Here is a 25,202-nt window from a genome sequence, read left to right as displayed (position 1 = left end):
CGCAATGCCATGAACAACGACGCCATCGTCACCCGCCACCTCGTCATCCGCGGCCTCGTGCAGGGCGTGGGCTATCGCTGGTCGATGGTGCAGGCTGCGCAGCGGCTCGGCGTGCACGGCTGGGTGCGCAACCGCCGCGACGGCAGCGTGGAAGCGCTGGCGATCGGCGAGGCTGGCGCGGTCGAGGCGCTGGTCCGTTGGGCGCAGCAGGGGCCGGACGGCGCGCGCGTGGATGCGGTCGATGTGGACGAGCGCCTCGACGCCGTTGCAGCGGGCGGCATGCCCGGCGGTTTCGAGCAGCGGGGAACCGTCTAGCGCCCGCTTCGGTCTGCCTCCGAGCCCGAGCCCGGGCGCCGTGCGGTTGGCACCATTTGCAACCCCGCAGGCGCGCATTGCTACCTTCCGCGGCCTGTGTGCCTGGCAGGGCATTTCTATGTGTCGGACAATGGCCAACGGTCTTTCATCCTCCCGCGACACAAGAGACATCCCATGAAACTCCCCACCCGCGTCAAGCTCGTCGACGTCGGCCCGCGCGACGGCCTGCAGAACGAAAAGCAGCCCGTCTCGGCCGAAGTCAAGATCGGCCTCGTGCACCGCCTGCAGGACGCGGGCCTGAAGGAGATCGAGGTCACCAGCTTCGTCTCGCCCAAGTGGGTGCCGCAGATGGCCGACAACGCCGAGGTGATGCATGGCATCCAGCGCAAGCCCGGCGTGCGCTACTCGGTGCTCACGCCCAACATGAAGGGCTTCGAGGCCGCCATCGCGGCGCCGCGCGAGGAATGGCCCGACGAGATCGTGGTGTTCGGAGCCGCGAGCGAGGCCTTCAGCCAGAAGAACATCAACTGCTCCATTGCCGAGAGCATCGAGCGCTTCGCACCCGTGGTGGCAGCGGCGCTAGAGAAGGGCATCCACGTGCGCGGCGCCATGTCGTGCACCGTGGGCTGCCCGTATGAAGGCGAGATCGCGCCGGCCAAGGTCGGCTACCTTGCGCAGCTGATGAAGGGCATTGGCGTGCAGCGCGTGGACGTGGCCGACACCATCGGCGTGGGCACGCCGCGCAAGGTGCAAGGGGCGATGGAGGCCACGCTGGCGCACTTCGATGTGGACGCCATTTCCGGCCACTTTCACGACACCTACGGGCAGGCGCTGGTCAACACGCTGGCGGCGCTCGAGCTGGGCGTGTGGAACTTCCAGTCGTCCTCGGCCGGCCTCGGCGGCTGCCCCTACGCGAAGGGCGCAACGGGCAACGTGGCGACCGAGGACGTGGTCTACATGCTGCACGGCATGGGCATCGAGACCGGCATCGACCTCGACAAGCTGATCGACGCGGGCGTCTACATCAGCGAGGCGCTGGGGCGCGAACCGAACTCGCGCGCTTCGAAGGCGATCCGCACCAAGCGCGCCGACTGAGCGGTTTCGTCTTCTTCAGTGCCCGAAGGCGCGCAGCCCGAGCAGTACGATCACCGCCGCGGCCAGCAGCACCGTCGTGCATTGCCAGAACAGCACCGGCCGGCGCTCGATCAGTGCGGGTGAGCGCGCGCGAAGAAACTCCGGCCCCGGCGCCCTGAGGTCGTGCGCGAATTCGGACACCGCCTCCTGCCGCTTCGCCGCCTGCGGGTGCAGTGCCTTCTGCAGCACGGCATCGACCCACGCGGGCAGGTCGGGACGGAAATGCCGCACCGGCACATAGCGCAGCCGGCCGACATCGGCGGGTGAGCGGATGCGCGACGCCTGCAGCCCGTAAGGCAGCTGGCCGGCGAGCATCTGGTAGGCGATCACCGCCAGCGAGAACAGGTCGGAGCGGGCCGTGCCGCCATGGCCGATGAAGTATTCCGGCGCGGTGTATTGCAGCGTGCCTTCGATGGCGAGCGCCCGGCGCTCGCCGCTGCCGTCGGACAGGCCTGCGACGTGGGTGGCGGCGAGGTCGATGATCTTCACGGTGCCCGTGCGGTCGATCATCACGTTCTCGGGGCGCATGTCCTGGTGCAGCATTTCCTTGCCGTGCAGCGCCTGCAGGCCCCGCGCCAGCTGCTCGACGATGCCGCGCACGCTGTCCAGCGCGGGCCGGGGGTGGTCGACCATCCACTGCGCCAGCGTCTGGCCGTCCACGTACTCCATGGCCACGTACAGGTGGCCGCGCGTGCGCTCGACGGCGCTGGCCTTGAGCACGTGCGGGCTGTCGATGCGCCGCGCCACCCATTCCTCGAGCACGAAGCGGTCGAGGTAGTCGGGGTCGCCGCGCAGGTCGATTGACGGGAGCTTCAGCACCGCCGGCTGGCCGGTGGCCTCGTCGGTGGCCAGGTACACGTGGCTGCGCGCGCTCATGTGGATCTCGCGCACGAGCGTGAAGCCCTCGAAGCGGTCCCTCGGCGCGAGGGCCGGCGGCAGCGCCAGGCCTTCGCGCTGCAGCTGCGCATGCGGCGCGTCGGCTTCGGGAAGCTCGTCGATGCGCAGCAGCTGGACCGTGCTGTCGTCGTCGCTGCCCTTGGCCTGCGCGGCTTGCGCCAGCAGGCGGGCCGCCGCGTCGAAATCGTCCCCGCAGCGGCCGAGCACGTCGTTCACCGTGCCGATGTCGAGGTGCGCGTACGCGCCATCGGTGGCCAGCAGGTAGACCTCGCCCGCCTCCGCCTGCCAGCAGCGGTAGTCGATCTCCACATGGGCGCCCGCGCCCAGCGCGCGGCCCAGGTATGACTCGGCCGACGACACGTTGACGCGGTGGTCTTCGGTGAGCTGTTCCAGTGCGCCGGCGTGCAGCCGGTAGATGCGCGCATCGCCGACGTGCAGCAGGTGCGCGTCGCGGCCCTTGAGGATCAGCGCGCTGAAGGTGCAGACGTAGCCGCTGTCCTTGTCGAAGCGCGCGTCGCTGCGCATCGTCTGCGCGTGCAGCCACGAGTTGGTGGCGTCCAGCACCCGCTGCGCGGAGCGGCGCACCGACCACGCGTCGGAGGTTGCGTAGTAATCGTCGAGAAAACCCCGCACGGCCGCCGCGCTCGCCACCTGGCTCACGCGGCTGGAGCCGATGCCGTCGGCGAGCGCCACCGCGATGCCCTTGGAGGCGCGCAGCGCTCCCTCGGGCAGCATGGCGCCGTGGAAGTCCTGGTTGACCGGCGATTTGCGCCCTGCCAGCGAATGCTGGCCGAGCGTCACGCGCAATGCCTTGCGCGGCATCCAGGCCGGCTCAGCTGGCGGCGCGCTTGGGCGCCGTCTTGTAGTGCGTGGAGTAGAGCGTCAGCCCGACGAAGGTCAGGCCGCCGACGAGGTTGCCCAGCACCGTGGGCAGCTCGTTCCAGATCAGGTAGTCCATGATCGTGAACTTGCCGCCCAGCATCAGGCCGGTGGGGAACAGGAACATGTTGACGATCGAGTGTTCGAAGCCCATGTAGAAGAAGACCATGACCGGCATCCACATACCGATCGCCTTGCCGGACACGGTGGTCGACATCATGGCCGCCACCACGCCCGTCGACACCATCCAGTTGCACATCACGGCGCGGATGAACAACGTGAGCATGCCGGCGGCGCCATGCGCGGAGTAGCCGATGGTGCGGCCTTCGCCGATGTGGCCGAGCTTCTCGCCGATGGCGTTGGGCGCCTCGCTGAAGCCGAAGGTGAAGATGACGGCCATGAACACCGCGACCGTCAGCGCACCCGCGAAGTTGCCGGTGAACACCAGTCCCCAGTTGCGCATGACGCCGCCCCAGGTGGCGCCGGGTCGCTTGTCGAGCACGGCCAGCGGTGCCAGCGTGAACACGCCGGTCAGCAGGTCGAAGCCCAGCAGGTACAGCATGATGAAGCCCACCGGGAACAGCATCGCGCCAACGAGCGCATTGCCGGTGTTCACGGTGATGCTCACGGCAAAGGCCGCCGCCAGCGCGAGGATCGCGCCCGCCATGTACGAGCGGATGAGCGTGTCGCGCGTGGACATCAGCAGCTTGGATTCACCGGCGTCCACCATCTTGGTGACGAACTCGGCGGGGGCTAGATAGGCCATTCTGGTTCCTTGGAAGCGATAAAGACGAAACTGAAAAGGGAGACCGGGGCCTCAAGCCAGCGCGACGAGCACGCGGCCTTCCTGCACGCGCACGGCATGCGCGCGCACCGAGTGCTCGGGCGCTTCCAGGCATTCGCCGCTGCGCAGGTCGAAGTGGTTCTTGTAGAGCGGCGAAGCCACGACGATGCGCTCGCCCAGGCTGCCGACCAGCCCGCGCGACAGCACGCTGGCCCCCGCCTTCGGGTCGATGTTGTCGATGGCGAACAGTGCCTGCTCATGGCCGACGCTGAAGATCGCGACATGCACGCCGTCGACCAGAGCGCACACGCCGGTGTCGGGCAGGATGTCGGTGGCCGCGCACACCGGGGTCCACTGGAGGTTGTCTTGGGTCATGGGATTTCCTTGGATGTTCTTCAGGCCATCGAGACGTCGGAGGCGGCTTCGCCGCGCTCTTCCGCGCGGGCGGGGCGGATCTGGCCGCGCTCCTGCACGAACACGATGTGCTCGTCCGGCTTCTCGCTGTTGACGAAGGAGCGGAAGCGCTGGCGCGTGACGGGGTCGTTCACCGCGGTCTTCCATTCGCACTGGTAGGTGTCGACCACGCGCTGCATCTGCGTTTCCAGCTCGTCGCCCAGGCCCAGCGTGTCCTGCAGCAGCACGCCCTTGAGGTAGTCGAGGCCGCCCTCGAGGTTCTCGCGCCAGGTGCTGGTGCGCTGCAGGCGGTCGGCCGTGCGCACGTAGAACATCAGGAAGCGGTCGATCAGCCGGATCAGCTCGGCCTTGGTGAGGTCGCTCGCGAGCAGTTCGGCATGGCGCGGCTTCATGCCGCCATTGCCGCACACGTAGAGGTTCCAGCCCTTGTCGGTCGCGATGATGCCGACGTCCTTGCCTTGCGCTTCCGCGCATTCGCGGGTACAGCCCGACACGCCGAACTTGATCTTGTGCGGCGCGCGCAGGCCCTTGTAGCGGTTCTCCAGTTCCACGGCCAGGCCGACGCTGTCGTCCACGCCGTAGCGGCACCAGGTGGAGCCGACGCAGCTCTTCACCGTGCGCAGCGACTTGCCGTAGGCATGGCCCGACTCGAAGCCGGCCGCGATCAGTTCTTCCCAGATGGCGGGCAGCTGCTCGACGCGCGCACCGAACATGTCCACGCGCGCACCGCCGGTGATCTTGGTGTACAGGCCGTATTTCTTCGCCACCTGGCCCACCGCGATCAGCCCGTCGGGCGTGACCTCGCCGCCCGGCATGCGCGGCACCACCGAGTAGGTGCCGTCCTTCTGGATGTTGCCGAGGAAGTAGTCGTTGCTGTCCTGCAGGCTGGCCAGGTCCTTCTTCAGCACGAACTCGTTCCAGCACGACGCGAAGATGCTCGCGGCGGTCGGCTTGCAGATATCGCAGCCCAGGCCCTTGCCGTGCTTCGCCAGCAGGTCGGCGAAGCTGCGGATCTCGCCCACGCGGATCAGGTGGTACAGCTCCTGGCGCGAGTAGGGGAAGTGCTCGCACAGGTGGTTGTTGACCGCCATGCCGCGCTTGGACATCTCCATCTTCATCACCTGCGTGACCAGCGGCACGCAGCCGCCGCAGGTGGCGCCGGCCTTGGTGCAGGCCTTCAGCTCGGCGACAGTGCACGCGCCCTCGCCCACGGCCTCGCAGATCCGGCCCTTGGTGACGCTGTTGCACGAGCAGATCTGCGCGCTGTCGGGCAGCGCATCGACGCCCAGGCCCGGCTTGGCCTTGCCGTCGCTCGACGGCAGGATCAGGAACTCGGGGTCGGCGGGCAGCGCGATGCCGTTGAGCGCCATCTGCAGCAGCGTGCCGTACTCGGCGGCGTCGCCGACCAGCACCGCACCCAGCAGCTGCTTGCCGTCCTCGCTGACGACGATCTTCTTGTAGATCTGCTTGCGTTCGTCGACGTACTGGTAGGCGCGCGACTTCGGCGTCTTGCCGTGCGCGTCACCGATGCTCGCCACGTCCACGCCCATCAGCTTGAGCTTGGTGCTCATGTCGGCGCCGGTGAAGGCGGCGTCGTCCTGGCCGGCGATGTGTTTGGCGGCCACGCGGGCCATGTCGTAGCCCGGCGCGACGAGGCCGAAGGTCTGCTCGTTCCACGACGCGCATTCGCCGATCGCGTAGATGCTGCGGTCGCTGGTGCGGCAGTGGCTGTCCACCGCCACGCCGCCGCGCGGGCCGACGGCCAGCACGCTCTGGCGCGCCAGCTCGTCGCGCGGACGGATGCCGGCGGAGAACACGATCATGTCGGTTTCCAGGTGCGTGCCGTCGGCGAACACCATACGGTGGCGGGCGGTCGCGCCGTCGGTGATCTCCACCGTGTTGCGGCCGGTGTGCACGTGCAGGCCCATCGCCTCGATGCTGTTGCGCAGGGCGCGGCCGCCGCCTTCGTCGACCTGCACGGCCATCAGGCGCGGCGCGAACTCCACCACGTGGGTTTCGAGGCCCATGTCGCGCAGCGCCTTGGCGCATTCCAGGCCCAGCAGGCCGCCGCCGACGACCACGCCGCTCTTCGAGCGGGCGCCGCAGGCCTTCATGGCCTCGAGGTCCTCGATGGTGCGGTAGACGAAGCAGTTCGGGCGGTCGCGGCCCGGCACGGCGGGCACGAAGGGGAAGGAGCCCGTCGCAAGCACCAGCTTGTCGTAGTGCACCACTTCGCCGTCGGCCGTGGAGACGGTGTTGTTGCGCCGCTCGATGGCCACCGCCCGCGCGGCCAGACGCAGCGTGAAGCCGCTGCGCTCGAAGAAGCCCGGCTCGACGAGCGACAGGTCTTCCGCCGTCTTGCCGGCGAAGAACTCGGACAGGTGAACCCGGTCGTACGCCGGGCGGGGCTCCTCGCAAAGCACGGTGACTTGTGCGTTCGCGACGCCGAGCTCGTGGAGTTGCTCGAGGAACTTGTGGCCGACCATGCCGTGGCCGATGACTGCGATCTTCATTGGGGGTCCTGCACGCAGCCGGCCCTGGAAGCTGCGGCCCGCCGGTCACTGTCTGGGCAGACAGCGGCAGTGGGCCTCCGCGACGGAACGGATGCGAAATTGGGTTGGAGCAGACGAGCTCGCGGCTTGCCGGCCGCCAGCTCGCTTGAACCCCGCCGTCGTTAGCGGAGGCACTGTGAACCGGGGGATGAGCAATATCCATGCCGGATCAAAAAAGCGCCGCGGCCACCCTGGCCGGCCGGTTGCGCACCGAAACCGCCCCGGGCCCGGCGCCGGACGCACGGGCGTCGTGCGCCGTGGCGTCGCGAGGCTCTCCGCATTGGTGCGCCCAGGCGGCGGCGCAGGCTTTTCCGTATGCTCTGGGACCTCGATGAACCCTGAACCTGCTGAACCTGCCATGTGCGGCTCCGAACTCCATTCCCTTCCCGACGGTGTCCAGCGCGTCTCGCGCGTACTCCAGGACGCCGGCCATCCCCATTCGCCGCGCATGCTCGACGACGCCTGCCGCACCGCGCAGCAGGCGGCCGACGCCCTCGGCATCTCGGTCGGCCAGATCGCCAAGAGCATCATCTTCCGACGCAAGAGCGACGAGGCGGCGGTGCTGGTCATCACCTCGGGCGACAAGCGCGTCGACGAGAAGAAGGTCGATGCGCTGGTCGGCAAGACCGGCCGCGCCGACGCCGACTTCGTGAAGGCGCGCACCGGCTTCACCATCGGCGGCGTCTCGCCGGTCGGGCACGTGACCAAGCCCGTGGTGCTGATCGACCGCGAGCTGTTCCGCTTCGAGGAGATCTGGGCGGCCGCGGGCCATCCGCATGCGGTGTTCCAGCTGCGCCCGCACGATCTCGAGAAGCTCACCGGCGCGCCGGTGGCGGACGTGGTGTGAACTTCGACGAGGCCGAGACCTTGGCCGAGCGCGCCGTGGCCGTGCAGGCCATGGCTGAAGACGTGCCCTCGCCGTGCTCCTCCGTGTGCCGCATGGACCGCCTCAGCGGCTTCTGCGAAGGGTGTTTGCGCACCATCCCCGAGATCGCCGGCTGGAGCAGGATGGAAGACGAAACGCGGCGCCACGTGTGGCGCGCGATAGAGTTGCGTGCGCGGGCCGGCATCTGGCGCGCTTCCGGAGACAACACCGCATGAAGCACATCGACTTCTATCTCGACTTCATCTCGCCCTACGCGCACCTCGCGTTCGAGCACCTGCCGGAGGCGCTCGAAGGCCTGAGCTGCAGCGTGGCCTACAAGCCCGTGCTGCTAGGGGCGCTGCTCAAGCAGCACGGCCAGCTCGGGCCGGCGGAGATCCCGTCGAAGCGCAGCTGGACCTACCGCCACGTGCTCTGGCTGGGCCACGCGAACGGCATCCGGATCGAGATGCCCGCCTCGCATCCTTACAACCCGCTGCCTCACCTGCGGCTGGCAGTGTCGACGAGCGACGACGGCAGCATCAGCCGCCTCGTGGCCGAGACCATCTTCCGCCACGTGTGGCGCGGCGGCGAAGACGCGGGCGACGCCGCGCGCCTCGCCGCGCTCACTGCGCAACTGGCGCCGAAGCGCGACGCGAACAGCGACGAGAGCAAGGCCCTGCTCAAGCGCAACACCGACGAGGCCCTGCAGCTCGGCGTGTTCGGCACGCCCGCCTATGTGGTCGACGGGCGCCTGTTCTGGGGCTTCGACGGCCTGCAGATGCTGCGCGCCTACCTGTCGGGCGATGCGTGGTTCGACGGCCCGCAATGGACGTCGGCGGACCAGCGCCCGTCCCTGCTGCGCAGCAGCAAAAACTGAGCGACCCCCGGATTTCTTACAACCTGAAACGCGCCCCGCGGGTTTCACCTTAAACCGTAAGCACCGGTTCAGTTTCGCGCAAGGCTCGGGTCAGTCGCGCCTCCAAGAATGCCTCACGGTCCCGAAACAGTCGGGCGCCGCATGAACGCACACACACAGGAGACGACGCAATGGCAGCCACACTAGATTCACGGGGAGTGCCGCATCCGGCCCCCCGGCCCATGTCCTCGGAGGAGAAGAAGGTCATCTTCGCCTCCTCGCTCGGCACCGTGTTCGAGTGGTACGACTTCTATCTCTACGGTTCGCTCGCCGCGATCATCGCGAAGCAGTTCTTCAGCGGCCTCGATGCGGGCGCCGCCTTCATCTTCGCGCTGCTGGCGTTCGCGGCCGGCTTCCTGGTGCGTCCGTTCGGCGCCATCGTGTTCGGCCGCCTGGGCGACATGATCGGGCGCAAGTACACCTTCCTGGTGACGATCCTGATCATGGGCCTGTCGACCTTCATCGTCGGCCTGCTGCCCAGCTACGCGACCATCGGCGTCGCTGCGCCGGTGATCCTGATCGCGCTGCGCATGCTGCAGGGCCTCGCGCTCGGCGGCGAGTACGGCGGTGCCGCCACCTACGTGGCCGAGCACTCGCCGCACGGCAAGCGCGGCGCCTACACCTCGTGGATCCAGACCACCGCCACGCTCGGCCTGTTCCTGAGCCTGCTGGTGATCCTGGGCGTTCGCGAAGGCATGGGCGAAGCGGTGTTCAACGACTGGGGCTGGCGCATTCCGTTCCTGGTGTCGATCCTGCTGCTCGGCGTGTCGGTGTGGATTCGGCTCTCGCTGTCCGAGTCGCCGGCCTTCCAGAAGATGAAGGCCGAGGGCAAGACCTCGAAGGCGCCGCTGTCTGAATCCTTCGGCCAGTGGAAGAACCTCAAGATCGTGATCCTGGCGCTGGTCGGCCTCACGGCGGGCCAGGCTGTGGTCTGGTATTCGGGCCAGTTCTATGCGCTGTTCTTCCTGACGGCACAGCTCAAGGTGGATGCGACCACGGCCAACCTGATGATCGCCGCCGCGCTGCTGATCGGCACGCCGTTCTTCGTGATCTTCGGCACCCTGTCCGACAAGATCGGCCGCAAGCCGATCATCATGGCCGGCTGCCTGCTGGCCGTGGTCACCTACTTCCCGGTCTTCAAGATGCTGACCGAAGCCGCCAACCCCGACCTGGCCCGCGCGCAGGCCACGGCCGGTGTCACGGTGACGGCCGACCCGGCGACCTGCTCGTTCCAGGGCAACCCGGTGGCCCGCGAGATCGACTTCAGGAGCTCGTGCGACATCGCCAAGCGCTACCTCGTGCAGAACTCGGTGAGCTATGAGAACGTGGCCGGCGCGCCGGGTTCGAAGGCCGTCGTGAAGATCGGCGACAAGTCGGTCGAGGCGCCCGTCGGCAACGTCGTGAACTCCAAGTTCGACGAGGGCTCCGCCAAGGAAATCGCCGCCTTCAAGAAGAGCGTGGCCGAAGACCTGAAGGTCGCGGGCTACCCGGCCAAGGCCGACCCCGCGAAGATGAACAAGGTGCTGACGGTGCTGCTGCTGTTCTGGCTGGTGCTGCTGGTGACCATGGTCTACGGCCCGATCGCCGCGATGCTGGTCGAGATGTTCCCCACGCGCATCCGCTACACCTCGATGAGCCTGCCGTACCACATCGGCAACGGCTGGTTCGGCGGCCTGCTGCCGACTACCGCTTTCGCCATCGTGGCCTCCACCGGCAACATGTACAACGGCCTCTGGTATCCGATCATCATCGCCGGCGTCACGCTGGTGGTGGGCACGCTCTTCATCCGCGAAACGAAGAACGTGGACATCTACGCCAACGACTGATCGCTGCTCGCGCAGAGGAGGGCGCCATCCGCCCTCCGTTCAACAAAAAGGCTTCATGCCAACCGCATGAAGCCTTTTTCTTGAGCCCCTTGAATCAACCTCGTCAGGAGACAACACCCATGTGGAAACTCGTCGTCGGCTTCATCGTCTTTGCCGCCATCGCTCTGTTCGTGATTTCCAAGGCCGGCGACAAGGTCGACATGTCGGGCGAGAAGCACGGCGGCGACGCGGCGCACGAAACGGCGCCAGCCGCGGCACCGAAGTAGGAAGGCGCCGCGCAGCGGTCAGCGCTTGAACTTGCCGTCGCTGATGATCGACAGGTCCGCGAAATCGATGCCGCTGTGGTCCTGCGGCGAGTAGCTCACCTCGAGCCCGCCGCCGAGGTCGTAGCCCCGCAGGCTGTCGAGCGCCGCCACGATCTTTGCGCGCGTGGGCTTGGGCCCCGCGCGGCGCAGCGCCTCCACCAGCACCTTGGCCGAGGCGAAGCCTTCGAGCGTGGCCGGCGACAGTTCGGCCTGGCCCTTGGCCTGCGCGAGGGCCAGGGCTTCCTTCACCATCGGCTGGCCGAGCGAGCGCTCGTTCGGGAACACCTGCGTCACGATCACGCCGCGGCTCGCGTCGCCCAGCTGCTTGATGAAGCCCGACGAAGCGTTGTTCGACAGCGTGACCACCTGCGCCGCGGAGCCCGCGGCGCGCAGCGCCTTGATGCCGTCCACCACGGCGACGCCCGAGCCGATCCACACCACGGCCTGTGCATCGGCATCCTTGATGGCCGGCACGATGGACTTGTAGTCGGGCTTCTCGCGGTCGGCCGGAATGGTCACGACCGGCTTGGCCTTGCCCTTGGTGAAGCCGGTCATCGCGCCCTCGAGCGCGTCGGTGCCGAACGAGTCGGTCACATGCACCACCGCGATGCGCGTGAGGCCGATGGTCAGCAGGTGCTGCACCGCCTTCTCGGCCTCGCGCTGGTAGGTGGCGCGCACGTTGAACACATGCTTCTGCAGCGGCTTGTGCAGCACCATCGCGCCCGTCGAGGGGCCGATGAGCGCCACGTCGTACTTGTCGAGCCACGGGATGATGGCCTGCGAGTGCGGCGTGCCGCGGCTCATGAAGAGCGCCAGCACCTTCTTGTCCTCGATCAGCACGCGGGCGTTCTCGCTGGCGCGCTTGACGTCGAAGGCGTCGTCCATGCGGATCATCTCGATCTTCTCGCCGTGGATGCCACCTTGGGCATTGGCCGCATCGATCACCAGCTGGGCGCCGCCGATGGTCTCGTTCACGCCGGCGGCCACCGAGCCGGTCATTCCGGCGGTCTGGCCGATCAGGATCTGCGCCGGAGCGCCGGCCGCCGACAGTGTCAGCAGCGCGGCGGCACACAGCGTGCGCGTCATCTTCTTCATGAAAACTTCTCCTCTCGACATGCTCGGAAGCAATCGAAAACAAATGTGCTATTTGTTTCTAAAAGTGTCTTCAACTCCATCCGGACAAACCCCTGCGAAGCCACCGACCTTGTGAAGTAGTGCACGAACCCGTCATGGGCCACTCCCTAGAATGTTTGCCCCACCCCCCAAGGCACTCATGACACAGGGCTCCATCCGGATTCGCGGCGCGCGCCAGCACAACCTCCAGAACCTCGACCTCGACATCCGCACAGGCGAGATGACCGTGGTCACCGGGCCCAGCGGCTCGGGCAAGTCCAGTCTCGTTTTCGACACCCTCTACGCCGAAGGCCAGCGGCGCTACGTGGAGACCTTCTCCGCCTACGCGCGCCAGTTCCTGGACCGCATGGACAAGCCGGCCGTCGACAAGGTGGAGGGCGTGCCGCCCGCCATCGCCATCGACCAGACCAACCCGGTGCGCTCCTCGCGCTCCACGGTCGGCACCATGACCGAGCTGAACGACCACCTGAAGCTGCTGTTCGCGCGCGCAGCCGACCTGTTCGACCGCGAGACCGCGCTGCCGGTGCGCCACGATTCGCCCGACAGCATCTACGCGCAGATCGTCGAGCGCGCGGCCGCAGCGGGCGATCCGCGCCTCGTGGTCACCTTTCCGGTCGAGCTGCCCGCGAGCACCACGGCCGAGGAAGTGACGCAGTGGCTGTCGGCCAGCGGCTTCACGCGCGTGCAGGCCGAGCGCGAGGTGGCCACGCCCACCGGGCCGCGCAAGGTGCTCGACGTGGTGGCCGACCGCTTCCGTGCATCGGGCGCCGAGCGAGCGCGCGTGGTCGAGGCGATCGAGGTGGCGCTCAAGCGCGGCAGCGGGCGCGTCACGGTGCATGCGACCGGTGCCGAAGAGAACGCACCGACCGACGTGTGGAAGTTCTCGACCGGCCTGCATTGCCCCGAGAGCGACATCCGCTACGCCGACCCGATCCCGTCGATGTTCTCGTTCAACTCGGCCGTGGGCGCCTGCGACACCTGCCGCGGTTTCGGCCGCGTGATCGGTGTCGACCTGGGGCTGGTGATTCCGAACGACAAGCTCACGCTGCGCGCCGGCGCGATCAAGACCATCCAGACGCCCGCGTGGAAAGAAGCGCAGGACGATCTCATGCGCCACGCCGAGGCCGCCGGCATTCCGCGCGACACGCCGTGGAACAAGCTCACCGAGGAGCAGAAGCACTGGGTGATCGAGGGCACGCCCAACTACAAGGAAGGCAACTGGAACAAGCAGTGGTACGGCGTGCGGCGCTTCTTCGGCTATCTGGAGAGCAAGGCCTACAAGATGCACATCCGCGTGCTCTTGTCGAAGTACCGCAGCTACACGCAATGCCCGACCTGCAGCGGCGCGCGCCTGAAGCTCGACAGCCTGATCTGGCGTATCGGCAGCAAGGAAGATGCGGATGCGGTGTTGCCGCCCGAGAAGCGATTCATGCCGACGGGGGCGAAGTGGACGCGGGCTCAGCTGGAGGCACTGCCGGGGTTGTGTCTGCATGACCTGATGCTGTTGCCGATCGAGCGGCTGCGTAAATTCTTCGACCGCATGGGTGTTTCTCTCTCCCCCGCTGGGGGAGGGCAGGGGTGGGGGCCGGCGGCGCCTGCAAGCCCTGCTGCCTCGAATGAGGCCGCGAGCCCCCATCCCAGCCTTCCCCCAGCGGGGGAAGGAGCCAAGACCGGGGAAGCGCAGGCCCTCAAACTCCTCTTCGAAGAAATCACCACCCGCCTGCGCTACCTGCACGACGTCGGCATCGGCTACCTCACGCTCGACCGCCAGAGCCGCACGCTGAGCGGCGGCGAGGTGCAGCGCATCAACCTCACGACCGCGCTCGGCACCTCGCTGGTCAACACGCTGTTCGTGCTCGACGAGCCCAGCATCGGCCTTCACCCGCGCGACATGAACCGCATCACCGAGGCCATGCTGCGCCTGCGCGATGCGGGCAACACGCTGGTCGTGGTCGAGCACGACCCGGCCGTGATGCTCGCGGCCGACCGCGTGATCGACATGGGTCCCGGCCCCGGCGCACGCGGCGGGCAGATCGTGTTCGACGGCACCACCGACCAGTTGCGCGACGCCGACACGCTCACCGGCCAGTACCTGGGCGGGCGCAAGAAGATCGGCATGGGGTTCAAGCGGCTCGTGAGCGAGAACACGCACCGCCTCATCCTCGAAGGTGTGCGCGAGCACAACCTGAAGAACGTCACGGTCGAGTTCCCGCTCGCGCGATTGGTGTGCGTCACCGGTGTCAGCGGCTCGGGCAAGTCGACGCTGATCCAGGACGTGCTGGCGCCTGCACTGATGCGCCACTTCGGCAAGGCCACGGAAACGCCCGGCGTGCACGACCGCATGCTCGGCGCCGATCACCTGGGCGACGTGGTGTTCGTCGACCAGTCGCCGATCGGCAAGACCGCGCGTTCCAACCCCGCGAGCTACGTGGGTGCCTGGGACGCGATCCGCGAGATCTTCGCGACGGCCACGCTGTCGCGCCAGCGCGGCTACACCGCGAGCAAGTTCAGCTTCAACTCGGGCGACGGGCGCTGCCCGACCTGCGGCGGTTCGGGCTTCGAGCACGTCGAGATGCAGTTCCTGTCCGACGTCTACCTGCGCTGCCCCGACTGCGACGGCAAGCGCTACCGCCCCGAGATCCTCGAAGTGCGCGTGGAGCGCAAGGGCAGGAGCTACAACGTGGCCGACGTGCTCGACCTCACCGTGGCCGAAGCGGCGGCAGTGTTCGAGGCCGACCGCGACGTGCTGCGCGTGCTGCAGCCGATCTCCGACGTGGGCCTCGACTACGTCAAGCTCGGCCAGCCCGTGCCGACCCTCTCCGGCGGCGAGGCGCAGCGCCTGAAGCTCGCAGGCTTCCTCGCCGAAGCGGCGAAGAGCGCGACCGCAAGCAAGCAGTCGGTGGCGCGCCGGGGCACGCTGTTCCTGTTCGACGAGCCGACCACCGGCCTGCACTTCGACGACATCGCGCGGCTGATGCGCGCGCTGCGCAAGCTGCTCGACGCCGGCCATTCGCTGATCGTGATCGAGCACAACCTCGACGTGATCCGCGCCAGCGACTGGTGCATCGACCTCGGCCCCGAAGGCGGCGAGGGCGGCGGCATGGTGGTGGCCGAGGGCACGCCCGAGCAGTTGCGCGAGAACCGCGCCTCGTTCACCGGCGCCGCGCTGGCGGACTACGAACTCGCCATCGGCCCCGATGCCTACAAGGTGGCCGAGCGCGCAGCGCGCCGCTACATCGCCAACGCGAAGAAGGCGCCGGGCGCCGATGCGGTGCAGATCGTCAACGCGCGCGAGCACAACCTGAAGAACCTCAGCGTCGACATTCCGCGCGGCAAGTTCAGCGTGGTGACTGGTGTGAGCGGCTCGGGCAAGTCGACGCTCGCCTTCGACATCCTGTTCAACGAAGGGCAGCGTCGGTATCTCGAATCGCTCAACGCCTATGCGCGCAGCATCGTGCAGCCCGCGGGCCGGCCCGAGGTCGATGCGGTGTACGGTATCCCGCCGACCGTGGCCATCGAGCAGCGCCTGTCGCGCGGCGGCCGCAAGAGCACGGTGGGCACCACCACCGAGGTCTGGCACTTCCTGCGCCTGCTGTACGTGAAGCTGGGCATCCAGCACTGCATCCACGACGGCGCCGCGGTGCAGCCGCAGACGCCCGACAGCATCGCCGCACAGCTGATGCGCAACTTCAAGGGCCAGCACATCGGCCTGTTGGCGCCGCTGGTGAGCAATCGCAAGGGCGTGTACACCGAGTTGGCCGACTGGGCGCGGCCGCGTGGCTTCACGCACCTGCGCGTGGACGGCGACTTCCTGCCGACGACAGGATTCCCGCGCATCGACCGCTTCAAGGAGCACAGCATCGAGCTGCCGGTGGCCAGCCTCGACGTGCTGCCCGCGAAGGAAACCGAACTGCGCGAGGCGCTTGCCAAGGCGCTCGAACACGGCAAGGGCGTGGTGCATGTGCTGAGCGAACTCGACGGGCTCAAGGCGGCGATGATGGCCGGCGTGTCGGCCTCGGGCATCGGCCGCGTGAACGTGTTCTCCACGCTGCGCGCCTGCCCCGTGTGCAGTACCAGCTACGCCGAGCTCGACCCGCGCCTGTTCAGCTACAACAGCAAGCACGGCTGGTGCCCCGATTGCGTGGGCACGGGCGTCAAGCTCAGCAAGGACCAGCGCAAGGTCTTCGACGATTCCATCCGCGACGACGACAACAAGGGCCGCGAACAGACCTTCGCCGAGCCCGAGGTGGAAGACCTGGCCGACACCGCCTGCCCGACTTGCGAAGGCACGCGCCTGAACGCCACGGCGCGCGCCGTGAGCTTCGGCGCATCGCCGGCCGATGGCCTGAGCGGCATCGGCATCACCGAGCTCGCGCGCATGAGCGTGACCGAGGTGCGGCAGTGGTTCGAAGGGCTGGCACTCGCAGGCCGTGAAGCCGAGATCGCGCGCGACCTCGTGCCCGAGATCAGGAGCCGTCTGGAGTTTCTGGAAGAGGTGGGCCTGGGCTATCTCACGCTCGACCGCGGCGCGCCCACGCTCTCCGGCGGCGAAGCGCAGCGCATCCGCCTGGCGGCGCAGTTGGGCAGCAACCTGCAGGGCGTGTGCTACGTGCTCGACGAGCCGACCATCGGCCTGCACGCGCGCGACAACCAGATCCTGCTCGACGCGCTGCACAAGCTCGGCGACAAGGGCAACACGCTGGTGGTGGTGGAGCACGACGAGGACACCATCCGCCGCGCCGACCACATCATCGACATCGGCCCGAGCGCGGGCAAGCGCGGCGGGCGGCTGGTGGCCGAGGGGACGGTGGCCGACATTCAGGCCGCGGGCGATTCGCAGACTGGCCGCTACCTGCGCGATGCGATCAGGCATCCGCTGCACGAGCGGCGCCTTGTCCCTCTCCCTCCCCTTCCGGGGGAGGGCAGGGGAGGGGGCACGACGGCCTCGAACAAGGCCACAGCACATGCAAGCGCCGCCAGCCCCCACCCCAACCCTCCCCCAGCGGGGGAGGGAGCCAATGCATGGCTCACCGTGCATGGCGCCGACCTGCACAACCTGCAGGACGTGACGGCCACGCTGCCGCTGCACCGCCTCGTGGTGGTCACCGGCGTCAGCGGCTCGGGCAAGTCCACGCTGGCGCGCGACGTGCTGCTTGCCAACGTGCAGGGCATCGTGGTGCAGCGCATGACCAAGGCGGGCCGCGACGCCGACGCGGCGGGCAAGCGCCCGGCCTGGGCCGGCTGCAACAGCGTCGAGGGTTACGAGACCATCGACCGCGTGCTCGAGGTCGACCAGACGCCCATCGGCAAGACGCCGCGCAGCTGCCCGGCCACCTACATCGGCTTCTGGGACACCATCCGCAAGCTCTTCGCCGACACGCTCGAAGCGAAGGCGCGCGGCTATGGCCCGGCGCGCTTCAGCTTCAACACCGGCGAAGGGCGCTGCCCCGGCTGCGAGGGCGCGGGCGTGCGTACCATCGAGATGAGCTTCCTGCCCGACGTGAAGGTGCCCTGCGAGGTGTGCCACGGCGCGCGCTTCAACCCCGAGACGCTGGCCGTGAGCTGGCGCGGCAAGAGCATCGGCGACGTGCTGAAGATGGAAGTCGACGAGGCCGTCGAGTTCTTCGCGAGCATGCCCAACATCGCGCATCCGCTGCAGCTGCTGAAGGACGTGGGGCTCGGCTACCTCACGCTGGGCCAGCCCTCGCCCACGCTGTCGGGCGGCGAGGCGCAGCGCATCAAGCTGGTGACCGAGCTCAGCAAGGTGCGCGACGACATCACGCGCCGCGGCCAGAAGGCGCCGCACACGCTGTACGTGCTCGACGAGCCGACCGTGGGCCTGCACATGGCCGACGTCGAGAAGCTGATCCACGTGCTGCACCGGCTGGTGAACGGCGGCCACAGCGTGGTGGTTATCGAGCACGACCTCGACCTGATCGCCGAGGCCGACTGGATCCTCGACCTCGGGCCCGAAGGCGGCAACGCGGGCGGGCGCATCGTCGCGGCGGCGCCGCCCGAAGAGGTGGTGCGGCTGGGCACGCACACCGGGGTGGCCCTGGCGCCGGTGCTGGCGCGATAGGGCAGGGCGGGGCCTGCCCCGCCCTCCTCTCTTCCTACTTCTGGATGTCGCCCAGGCAGAGGTACTTGATCTCCACGTAGTCGTCCATGCCGTGGTGCGAGCCCTCGCGGCCCAGGCCCGACTGCTTCACGCCGCCGAACGGCACATGCTCGGTGGCGATCACGCCGGCGTTGATGCCGACCATGCCGTATTCCAGCGCTTCCGCCACGCGGAAGATCCGGCCCACGTCGCGGGTGTAGAAGTAGCTCGCGAGGCCGAACTCGGTGTTGTTCGCCGCGTCGATGCCGTCCTGCTCGGTCTTGAAGCGGAACACGGGCGCGAAGGGGCCGAAGGTTTCTTCGCGCGCGCACAGCATGTCGGAAGTGGCTTCGGCAACGACGGTCGGCTCGAAGAACTGGCCCTGCATCCGGTGGCCGCCCGCGAGCACCTTGCCGCCCTTGGCGACGGCATCGTCGACGTGGCGCTGCACCTTGTCGAGGGCCGCATCCTCGATCAGCGGACCCTGCACCACGCCGTCCTCGAAGCCGTTGCCGACCTTGAGCGCCTTGACCTTGGCCGCGAATTTCTCGACGAAGTCGTCGTAGATGCCGTCCTGCACATACAGCCGGTTCGCGCACACGCAGGTCTGGCCGGCATTGCGGTACTTGCTGGCCATGGCGCCCTCGACCGCAGAGTCCACGTCCGCATCGTCGAACACCAGGAAGGGCGCGTTGCCGCCCAGTTCGAGCGACAGCTTCTTGACCGTCGGCGCGCACTGGCTCATCAGGATGCGGCCCACCTCGGTGGAGCCGGTGAAGCTCAGGTGGCGCACGACGTCGCTCTCGCACAGTGCCTTGCCGATCGCGATGCTGTTCTGGCTGTCGGCTGTGAGCACGTTGAGCACGCCCGGCGGAATGCCCGCGCGCATAGCCAGTTCGGCCGCAGCCAGTGCGGTGAGCGGCGTGAGTTCGGCCGGCTTGATGACCACCGTGCAGCCTGCGGCCAGCGCCGGTGCCACCTTGCGGGTGATCATCGCGAGCGGAAAATTCCACGGCGTGATGGCCGCGCACACGCCGATGGCCTGCTTCATCACCAGCAGGCGGCGGTTGTTGTCGAACTGCGGCAGCACCTCGCCGTTCACGCGCTTGGCCTCTTCGGCGAACCACTCGACGAAGCTCGCGCCGTAGGCGACCTCGCCCTTGGCCTCGGCGAAGGGCTTGCCCTGCTCGGCGGTCATGAGGCGGCCGAGGTCTTCGGTGTTGGCGGTCAGCAGGTCGAACCACTTGCGCAGCACGATGCTGCGCTCCTTGCCGGTCTTGCCGCGCCAGGCGGCGAGCGCCTTGTCGGCAGCGGCAATGGCGAGCTCTGCGTCCGCGCGCGTGAGGTTGGCCACGTCGACCAGCTTCAGTCCGGTGGCGGGGTCGTTCACGTCGAAGCGGGCCGCGCCCTTTGCCCACTCGCCCGCGATCAGGGCGTCGGTCTTGAGCAGGGTCGGGTCGTTCAGCAGTGCGAGAGGGGAGGTTTTCATGTTCATGGTTGTCTGCGTTCTATTTGGGTTGAGGTGAGGGTTGGGGCGCGATCACGCCGACGGGGTGCCTTGCTCCGCGAATGTCCCCCGGCCTTCGGCCTCCTCCTTTATTTCGCTGCGCAAGGCACCCCATCGGCGTGATCGTGTTCAGAGCGGTCGTTGATCGGCCGTACACCAGCAGCGCGTCCAGTGCACAGGGCACCGGGTGCTCCCCGCAGCGAAATAAAGGAGGAGGCCGAAGGCCGGGGGACATTCGCGGAGGGGAGTACCCGGTGGCCTGTGCACGCCCCCGAACAGCCCCTCACCGAAACGGCACCCCAGGAAGCACGCACAGCATTTCGTAGAGAAGATTGGCCCCGAGCAGCGCAGTGTTCCCACTGACGTCATAGGGCGGACTGACCTCCACCAGATCGGCGCCCACCACGTTCAGGCCACGGCAGCCGCGCACGATCTCCAATGCCTGCGGCACGGTGAGTCCACCGATCTCGGGCGTACCGGTGCCGCCGGCGAACGAAGGATCGATGCCGTCGATGTCGAAACTGATGTAGACCGGCAGCGTAGGCCCGATGCGCTCGCGCACCTGCGCCATCAGCGGCGCGAGCGACTGGTACCAGACCTCGTGCGCCTGCACCACCGTGAAGCCCTGCTCGCGTGGCCAGTCGAAATCGTCCGCCGCATAGCCGGTGCCACGCAGGCCGATCTGCCAGACCTTGTCGCAGGCCAGCAGGCCCTCCTCGACGGCGCGGCGGAACGGTGTGCCGTGCGCAATGCGCTCGCCGAACATGTCGTCGTTCACGTCCGCATGCGCATCCACGTGCACCAGCGCGACCGGGCCGTGCTTGCGCGCCACCGCGCGCAGGATCGGCAGCGCGATGGTGTGGTCGCCGCCCAGCGTCAGCGGCGCGCAGCCGGCGGCCAGCACCGAGTCGTAGAAGGTCGAAATGATGTCGATCGACTTGTCGAGCGAATAGGTGTTGATCGGCACGTCGCCCAGGTCGGCCACGTTCAGCTTGTCGAAGGGCGCCGCGCCGGTGGCCATGTTGTAGGGCCGCAGCAGCGCCGATTCGGCGCGGATCTGGCGCGGCCCGAAGCGCGCGCCCGGGCGGTTGGAAGTGCCGATGTCCAGCGGCACGCCGATGAACGCCGCGTCCAGCCCCTCCGGCGAGGTTGCGGCCGGCAGCCGCATCATCGTGCCGGGGCCGGCGAAGCGCGGCATCGTGTTGCCGCCGAGCGGCTGGTTCGGTGTGGTGGTGATCGGCATGGCGTATGGGTTCAGCGCCGCCGTCCGCGCAGCCATTCGAGCGCGAGCAGCAGCGTGGTGGTGAAGATGATCAGCAGCGTCGCCACGGCGGCGATGGTGGGCGAGATGTTTTCGCGGATGCCCGTGAACATCTGGCGCGGCAGCGTGACCTGGTCGGGCCCCGCGAGGAACAGCGTGACCACCACTTCGTCGAACGAGGTGGCGAAGGCGAACAGCGCGCCCGAGATCACGCCCGGCGCAATCACCGGCAGCGTGACGCGCATGAAGGTCCGCAACGGCGTCTCGCCCAGGCTCAGCGATGCGCGCACCAGGTTCTGGTTGAAGCCGGCCAGCGTGGCGAGCACCGTGGTCAGCACGAAAGGCGCGCCCAGCGCCGCATGCACCACGATCAGCCCGAAGTAGGTGTCGGCCAACCCGATGGGCGCGAAGTAGAGGTACGTGGCGACGCCCACCACCACGATCGGCACCACCATCGGCGAGATCAGCACGCTCATGAGCAGGCCCTTGAAGGCGAAGCTCGTGCGCGACAGGCCCACCGCCGCCAGCGTGCCCAGCACGGTGGCCAGCACCGTGGCGGCCGGTGCGACGATGAAGCTGTTGCGCGCAGCGCGCGCCCACTCGGGCGACTCGAAGAGGTTGCGATACCACCGCAGCGACCAGCCCGGGATCGGGTAGGCCAGAAACGAGCTGTCGGAGAACGACAGCGGAATCACCACCAGGATCGGTGCCAGCAGGAAGGCCAGCACCGCGACGCAGCCGGCGCGCACCAGCCACCAGCCGAGCTTGTCGGCGAAGGTGGCATAGGCCGGGAATTGGGGAAGCTTGAACATGCTTGTCTGTCTTTCGTGCCGCTCAGCCGAGGCTCAGCTCGGCCTTGCCGATGCGGCGGTAGACGGCGTACAGCAGCAGCGTGGCGACCAGCAGCACGGCGCCCAGCGCGCAGGCCATGCCCCAGTTGATTTCCACGTTGGTGTAGCGCGCGATGTAGTAGCTCAGCATCTGGTCGTCCGCGCCGCCGAGCAGCGCAGGCGTCACGTAGTAGCCGATCGCCAGGATGAAGACCAGCAGCGCGCCGGCGCCGATGCCCGGATAGGTCTGCGGCACGTACACGCGGAAGAAGGCCGCCAGCGGCGAGCTGCCCAGCGAGACGGCCGCGCGCAGGTAGGTGGGCGGCACGCTCTTCATCACGCTGTAGAGCGGCAGGATCATGAAGGGCAGCAGGATGTGCACCATCGCGATGACCACGCCGGTGCGGTTGAACAGCAGCGCCAGCGGATGGTCGGTCAGGCCGATGCCCATGAGGCCGCGGTTGACCAGCCCCTCGGACTGCAGCAGCACGATCCAGGCCGCCACGCGCACCAGGATGGAAGTCCAGAACGGCACCAGCACCAGGATCATCAGCACGTTGGCCTTGCGCGCCGGCAGCGTCGACAGCCACCAGGCCAGCGGATAGGCCAGCAGCAGGCAGAAGAAGGTGACCACGGCACTGATCTGGAAGGTGCGCAGCAGGATGCCCGCAAAGGCGCGCTGGTCGGCGGGCATACGCTCCACGTCGCCGGCCACGTCGCGCCGCAGATCAACCGAGGCGAGCAGGTAGTCGGGCGTCCAGCGCGAGCCGTTCTTGGCGATCGCCTGCCAGTACGGCGCCTCGCCCCAGCGCGGGTCGAGCTCCAGCATGCGCGCCTTGACTTCTTCCGGCGTGCCGGTGATCGGCAGCGCCCGGAAGGTGCCCATCACCAGCGAGCGGGCGCCTGCGATCTCGGTGTTGAGGCGGCGCGCCAGGGCGCCGGCGTCGGAGCTGTCGGGCAGTTGGCCGAGGTCGGCCGCGATGGCGGCATAGGCCGCCGGCGCGGGCGCCTCCTTGCGGTTCCAGCCGTCGAGCGCACGCACGGTGCGCGGCAGCGCATTGGCCACCTCGGGGTTCTCGACCGCGCGCTGCAGCAGCGCCACGATGGGCACCAGCAAGGTCAGCAGCAGAAACACCAGCAGCGGCACCGTGAGCGCAAAGGCGCGCCATTTGCGGCGGGCCTCGGCGCGCGCCAGCGCACGCCGAAGCTCGCCGGGCGGAGCCTGCATCGAAACCTGGGGGACAGACGTTGCCGCGTGCATGGCCTTTTTCGCGCCGCTCGTTTACTGCGTGGCCCAGGACGCGAAGCGCTTCTCGAGCGCCTCGCCCTGGTCGGCCCAGAAGCTGACGCTGAACTGCAGCGCATCCTTGGCGTTGGCCGCCGAGGTCGGCAGGTCGGCCAGCACCTTGGGGCTGAGCGAGGCCAGCGCCTTGGTGTTGGTGGGGCCGTAGGCGATGCTCTGGGCATAGACCGCCTGGTTGGCCGGCTGCATCGTGAACTGGATGTACTTCAGCGAGGCTTCCTTGTTCGGCGCGCCCTTCGGGATCACCAGGTAGTCGAGGTCGTAGATGCCGCCCGGCCAGTAGATCTTGAGGTCGCGGCCTTCGCGGTTGGCCGCGTCGATGCGGCCGTTGTACACCGTGGTCAGCACCACGTCGCCGGCCACCAGGAACTGCGGCGGCTGCGCACCGGCTTCCCACCACTGGATGTTGGGCTTGAGTTCGGTGAGCTTCTTGAACGCGCGGTCGGCGCCTTCCTTGGTGCCGAGCACCTTGTACACGTCGGCCGGCTTCACGCCGTCGGCCATGAGCGCGAACTCGAGGTTGTAGCGCGCACCCTTGCGCATGCCGCGCTTGCCGGGGATCTTCTTCACGTCCCAGAAGTCGGCCCAGCTGGTGGGCGCGGTCTTGAGCTTCTCGCCGTTGTAGGCCATCACGGTCGACCACACGAACAGGCCCACGCCGCAGTCGGTGACGGCGGCCGGCAGGAAGTCGGCCTTGTTGCCAATCTTCGAATAGTCGAGCTTCTCGAACAGGCCCTCGTCGCAGCCGCGCACCGCGTCGGGCGATTCGACCTCGACCACGTCCCAGGTGACCTTCTTCGTCTCGACCATGGCCTTGATCTTGGCCTGTTCGCCGTTGTATTCGACCGGGATGATCTTGGTGCCGGTCTTCTCGTAGGGCTCGTAGTAGGCCTTCTTCTGGGCATTGGCGTTGGCGCCGCCGAAGTTGACCACGGTGAGCTGCTGCTGGGCGAGGGCCGGCAGCGCGAAGCTGGCGGCGACGATGCAGGCGAGGAATGTCTTTTTCATGATGGAAATCTTCCTGGGTGATGAAAGGAAACGAGGGAACAACAACGGACCGGGATCAGGGGGCGTAGATGCGCGCATGCGCGGTGGGGAATTCGAGCACCACCGCTTCGCCGGCCCGCGGCGCAGCAGCGCCGTCGAGGCCGTCCAGCGGCAGCTTCACGGTGGCTTCGGTCTGGCCGCCGCCGACGCTGCACAAGAGCCGCAGGTGGTCGCCGTAGTAGATGACGCGCGCCACCTCGGCGGCGAGCATGTTGGTGCCCTGCGTCTCCGGCCGGCGGTGCAGCACCACGCGCTCGGGGCGGATGCAGGCCTCCACGGCCGCACCCGCGGCCGCGCCGCCGACGTTGAGCCCGCGCAGCACGCGGCCGTCGGGCAGCTTCATCTCGGCGTGCTCGCCGCCGCGGTCCAGCTGGCCCTTGAGCACGGTGCTGTCGCCGACGAAGCCGGCCACGAAGCGGTTGGACGGCGTCTCGTAGAGCTTGTCGACCGTATCCAGCTGCTGGATCACGCCTTCGTTGAACACCGCCACGCGGTCGCTCATGGTGAGCGCCTCGCCCTGGTCGTGCGTCACGTAGACGAAGGTCACGCCGAGCTGGCGGTGCAGGTCCTTGAGCTCGAGCTGCATGTGCTCGCGCAACTGCTTGTCGAGCGCGCCGAGCGGCTCGTCCATCAGCACCAGCTGCGGCTCGAACACCAGCGCGCGCGCCAGCGCCACACGCTGCTGCTGGCCGCCCGAGAGCTGGCCGGGCAGGCGGTCGGTCATGCCGCGCAGCTGCACCATGTCGAGCGCGCGCTGCACGCGGCGCTGCTGCTCGTCTTTCGAAACCTTGCGCACGGTGAGCGGATAGGCCACGTTCTGGCCCACGCTCAGGTGAGGAAACAGCGCGTAGTTCTGGAAGACCATGCCGAAGTTGCGCTTGTGCGGCGGCGTGCGGGTGATCGGCTTGCCGTCGAGCAGGATCTCGCCCGAGGTCGGCGACTCGAAGCCCGCCAGCATCATCAGCGTGGTGGTCTTGCCCGACCCCGAAGGCCCGAGCAGGCTCAGGAACTCGCCGCGGTGGATGTCCAGGTCGAGCTGTCGCACCACCAGGTGTTCGCCGTCGTAGGTCTTCTGGACGCGCTGGAAGCGCACCAAGGGTTCTGCTGTCATGGAGGATTCCGGGAAAGGATCGGTC

At 68.1% G+C, this 25,202-nt stretch carries 19 protein-coding genes; 8 read left to right on the top strand and 11 right to left on the bottom strand.

Annotated elements, in window-relative coordinates:
- Window positions 1-9: 9 nt before the first annotated feature.
- Both ASD05_RS19290 and ASD05_RS19285 read left to right on the top strand, forming a co-directional pair.
- Complete coding sequence (locus ASD05_RS19290; RefSeq protein WP_056595668.1) at window positions 10-315, top strand: acylphosphatase; 306 nt, start codon at window positions 10-12, stop codon at window positions 313-315.
- Between the two features lie 174 nt (window positions 316-489).
- On the top strand, window positions 490-1,410 hold the full coding sequence (locus tag ASD05_RS19285; protein ID WP_056595665.1) for a hydroxymethylglutaryl-CoA lyase: 921 nt from the start codon (window positions 490-492) through the stop codon (window positions 1,408-1,410).
- Window positions 1,411-1,425: 15 nt separating this feature from the next.
- On the opposite strand, the gene ASD05_RS19280 is transcribed toward ASD05_RS19285, so the two are convergent.
- From ASD05_RS19280 to nirB, 4 genes are read right to left on the bottom strand one after another with little or no spacing between them, the layout of a single operon-like run.
- Window positions 1,426-3,168: a bifunctional protein-serine/threonine kinase/phosphatase gene (locus ASD05_RS19280; protein WP_056595662.1), complete on the bottom strand. Its 1,743-nt coding sequence runs from the start codon at window positions 3,166-3,168 to the stop codon at window positions 1,426-1,428.
- Between the two features lie 10 nt (window positions 3,169-3,178).
- The gene (locus tag ASD05_RS19275) at window positions 3,179-3,991 is read right to left on the bottom strand and encodes a formate/nitrite transporter family protein (RefSeq protein WP_007827863.1); all 813 of its coding nucleotides are present in this window, start codon (window positions 3,989-3,991) and stop codon (window positions 3,179-3,181) included.
- A gap of 51 nt (window positions 3,992-4,042) precedes the next feature.
- Window positions 4,043-4,384: a nitrite reductase small subunit NirD gene (gene nirD / locus ASD05_RS19270; RefSeq protein WP_056595659.1), complete on the bottom strand. Its 342-nt coding sequence runs from the start codon at window positions 4,382-4,384 to the stop codon at window positions 4,043-4,045.
- Between the two features lie 20 nt (window positions 4,385-4,404).
- The gene (gene nirB / locus ASD05_RS19265; protein WP_056595657.1) at window positions 4,405-6,936 is read right to left on the bottom strand and encodes a nitrite reductase large subunit NirB; all 2,532 of its coding nucleotides are present in this window, start codon (window positions 6,934-6,936) and stop codon (window positions 4,405-4,407) included.
- A 397-nt stretch (window positions 6,937-7,333) separates the two neighbouring features.
- On the opposite strand from nirB, the gene ASD05_RS19260 reads away from it, so the two are divergent.
- From ASD05_RS19260 to ASD05_RS30510, 5 genes are all read left to right on the top strand, one after another.
- Window positions 7,334-7,822, top strand: a complete 489-nt coding sequence (locus ASD05_RS19260) for a YbaK/EbsC family protein (protein WP_056515999.1) — start codon at window positions 7,334-7,336, stop codon at window positions 7,820-7,822.
- The gene (locus tag ASD05_RS19255) at window positions 7,819-8,076 is read left to right on the top strand and encodes a DUF1289 domain-containing protein (protein WP_056595654.1); all 258 of its coding nucleotides are present in this window, start codon (window positions 7,819-7,821) and stop codon (window positions 8,074-8,076) included. Before ASD05_RS19260 ends, ASD05_RS19255 begins: the two co-directional genes overlap by 4 nt.
- Window positions 8,073-8,717 (top strand): 2-hydroxychromene-2-carboxylate isomerase, encoded by a 645-nt coding sequence (locus ASD05_RS19250; RefSeq protein WP_056595651.1) that lies wholly within the window; start codon window positions 8,073-8,075, stop codon window positions 8,715-8,717. The genes ASD05_RS19255 and ASD05_RS19250 overlap by 4 nt, the downstream gene beginning before the upstream one ends.
- 170 nt (window positions 8,718-8,887) lie before the next feature.
- On the top strand, window positions 8,888-10,582 hold the full coding sequence (locus ASD05_RS19245; RefSeq protein WP_056595649.1) for an MFS transporter: 1,695 nt from the start codon (window positions 8,888-8,890) through the stop codon (window positions 10,580-10,582).
- A 119-nt stretch (window positions 10,583-10,701) separates the two neighbouring features.
- Complete coding sequence (locus tag ASD05_RS30510) at window positions 10,702-10,848, top strand: hypothetical protein (protein WP_200955459.1); 147 nt, start codon at window positions 10,702-10,704, stop codon at window positions 10,846-10,848.
- Between the two features lie 18 nt (window positions 10,849-10,866).
- On the opposite strand, the gene ASD05_RS19240 is transcribed toward ASD05_RS30510, so the two are convergent.
- Complete coding sequence (locus ASD05_RS19240) at window positions 10,867-11,982, bottom strand: ABC transporter substrate-binding protein (RefSeq protein WP_056595645.1); 1,116 nt, start codon at window positions 11,980-11,982, stop codon at window positions 10,867-10,869.
- Window positions 11,983-12,160: 178 nt separating this feature from the next.
- Here ASD05_RS19240 and uvrA point away from each other — a divergent pair, with 178 nt between their 5' ends.
- Window positions 12,161-18,100: an excinuclease ABC subunit UvrA gene (gene uvrA / locus ASD05_RS19235; RefSeq protein WP_056595642.1), complete on the top strand. Its 5,940-nt coding sequence runs from the start codon at window positions 12,161-12,163 to the stop codon at window positions 18,098-18,100.
- A 34-nt stretch (window positions 18,101-18,134) separates the two neighbouring features.
- Here uvrA and ASD05_RS19230 read toward each other — a convergent pair whose 3' ends face one another.
- The 6 genes from ASD05_RS19230 to ASD05_RS19205 all read right to left on the bottom strand — a co-directional run bounded on the left by ASD05_RS19230 (window position 18,135) and on the right by ASD05_RS19205 (window position 25,177).
- Complete coding sequence (locus ASD05_RS19230) at window positions 18,135-19,613, bottom strand: NAD-dependent succinate-semialdehyde dehydrogenase (RefSeq protein ID WP_056595638.1); 1,479 nt, start codon at window positions 19,611-19,613, stop codon at window positions 18,135-18,137.
- A gap of 295 nt (window positions 19,614-19,908) precedes the next feature.
- The gene (gene speB / locus ASD05_RS19225) at window positions 19,909-20,868 is read right to left on the bottom strand and encodes an agmatinase (protein WP_056595924.1); all 960 of its coding nucleotides are present in this window, start codon (window positions 20,866-20,868) and stop codon (window positions 19,909-19,911) included.
- Window positions 20,869-20,879: 11 nt separating this feature from the next.
- Window positions 20,880-21,698, bottom strand: a complete 819-nt coding sequence (locus ASD05_RS19220) for an ABC transporter permease (protein ID WP_056595636.1) — start codon at window positions 21,696-21,698, stop codon at window positions 20,880-20,882.
- Between the two features lie 22 nt (window positions 21,699-21,720).
- The gene (locus ASD05_RS19215; RefSeq protein WP_414930054.1) at window positions 21,721-22,944 is read right to left on the bottom strand and encodes an ABC transporter permease; all 1,224 of its coding nucleotides are present in this window, start codon (window positions 22,942-22,944) and stop codon (window positions 21,721-21,723) included.
- A 54-nt stretch (window positions 22,945-22,998) separates the two neighbouring features.
- Window positions 22,999-24,027 (bottom strand): ABC transporter substrate-binding protein, encoded by a 1,029-nt coding sequence (locus ASD05_RS19210; protein WP_056595630.1) that lies wholly within the window; start codon window positions 24,025-24,027, stop codon window positions 22,999-23,001.
- A gap of 55 nt (window positions 24,028-24,082) precedes the next feature.
- Window positions 24,083-25,177, bottom strand: a complete 1,095-nt coding sequence (locus ASD05_RS19205; protein WP_056595627.1) for an ABC transporter ATP-binding protein — start codon at window positions 25,175-25,177, stop codon at window positions 24,083-24,085.
- Window positions 25,178-25,202: the final 25 nt, after the last annotated feature.

The sequence above is a fragment of the Variovorax sp. Root434 genome (assembly GCF_001426595.1).
Taxonomy (GTDB): Bacteria; Pseudomonadota; Gammaproteobacteria; order Burkholderiales; family Burkholderiaceae_C; genus Variovorax.
Note: the sequence above shows the minus strand (reverse complement) of the source record. Positions and strands in the feature narration are given on the sequence as shown.

Excerpts from the sequence above, each read along its gene's own strand:
- ASD05_RS19290 (WP_056595668.1), top strand. The coding sequence starts at position 10 with ATGAACAACGACGCCATCGTCACCCGCCACCTCGTCATCCGCGGCCTC.
- ASD05_RS19285 (WP_056595665.1), top strand. The coding sequence starts at position 490 with ATGAAACTCCCCACCCGCGTCAAGCTCGTCGACGTCGGCCCGCGCGAC.
- ASD05_RS19280 (WP_056595662.1), bottom strand. The coding sequence starts at position 3,168 with ATGCCGCGCAAGGCATTGCGCGTGACGCTCGGCCAGCATTCGCTGGCA.
- ASD05_RS19275 (WP_007827863.1), bottom strand. The coding sequence starts at position 3,991 with ATGGCCTATCTAGCCCCCGCCGAGTTCGTCACCAAGATGGTGGACGCC.
- nirD (WP_056595659.1), bottom strand. The coding sequence starts at position 4,384 with ATGACCCAAGACAACCTCCAGTGGACCCCGGTGTGCGCGGCCACCGAC.
- nirB (WP_056595657.1), bottom strand. The coding sequence starts at position 6,936 with ATGAAGATCGCAGTCATCGGCCACGGCATGGTCGGCCACAAGTTCCTC.
- ASD05_RS19260 (WP_056515999.1), top strand. The coding sequence starts at position 7,334 with ATGTGCGGCTCCGAACTCCATTCCCTTCCCGACGGTGTCCAGCGCGTC.
- ASD05_RS19250 (WP_056595651.1), top strand. The coding sequence starts at position 8,073 with ATGAAGCACATCGACTTCTATCTCGACTTCATCTCGCCCTACGCGCAC.
- ASD05_RS19245 (WP_056595649.1), top strand. The coding sequence starts at position 8,888 with ATGGCAGCCACACTAGATTCACGGGGAGTGCCGCATCCGGCCCCCCGG.
- ASD05_RS30510 (WP_200955459.1), top strand. The coding sequence starts at position 10,702 with ATGTGGAAACTCGTCGTCGGCTTCATCGTCTTTGCCGCCATCGCTCTG.
- ASD05_RS19240 (WP_056595645.1), bottom strand. The coding sequence starts at position 11,982 with ATGAAGAAGATGACGCGCACGCTGTGTGCCGCCGCGCTGCTGACACTG.
- uvrA (WP_056595642.1), top strand. The coding sequence starts at position 12,161 with ATGACACAGGGCTCCATCCGGATTCGCGGCGCGCGCCAGCACAACCTC.
- ASD05_RS19230 (WP_056595638.1), bottom strand. The coding sequence starts at position 19,613 with ATGAACATGAAAACCTCCCCTCTCGCACTGCTGAACGACCCGACCCTG.
- speB (WP_056595924.1), bottom strand. The coding sequence starts at position 20,868 with ATGCCGATCACCACCACACCGAACCAGCCGCTCGGCGGCAACACGATG.
- ASD05_RS19220 (WP_056595636.1), bottom strand. The coding sequence starts at position 21,698 with ATGTTCAAGCTTCCCCAATTCCCGGCCTATGCCACCTTCGCCGACAAG.
- ASD05_RS19215 (WP_414930054.1), bottom strand. The coding sequence starts at position 22,944 with ATGCAGGCTCCGCCCGGCGAGCTTCGGCGTGCGCTGGCGCGCGCCGAG.
- ASD05_RS19210 (WP_056595630.1), bottom strand. The coding sequence starts at position 24,027 with ATGAAAAAGACATTCCTCGCCTGCATCGTCGCCGCCAGCTTCGCGCTG.
- ASD05_RS19205 (WP_056595627.1), bottom strand. The coding sequence starts at position 25,177 with ATGACAGCAGAACCCTTGGTGCGCTTCCAGCGCGTCCAGAAGACCTAC.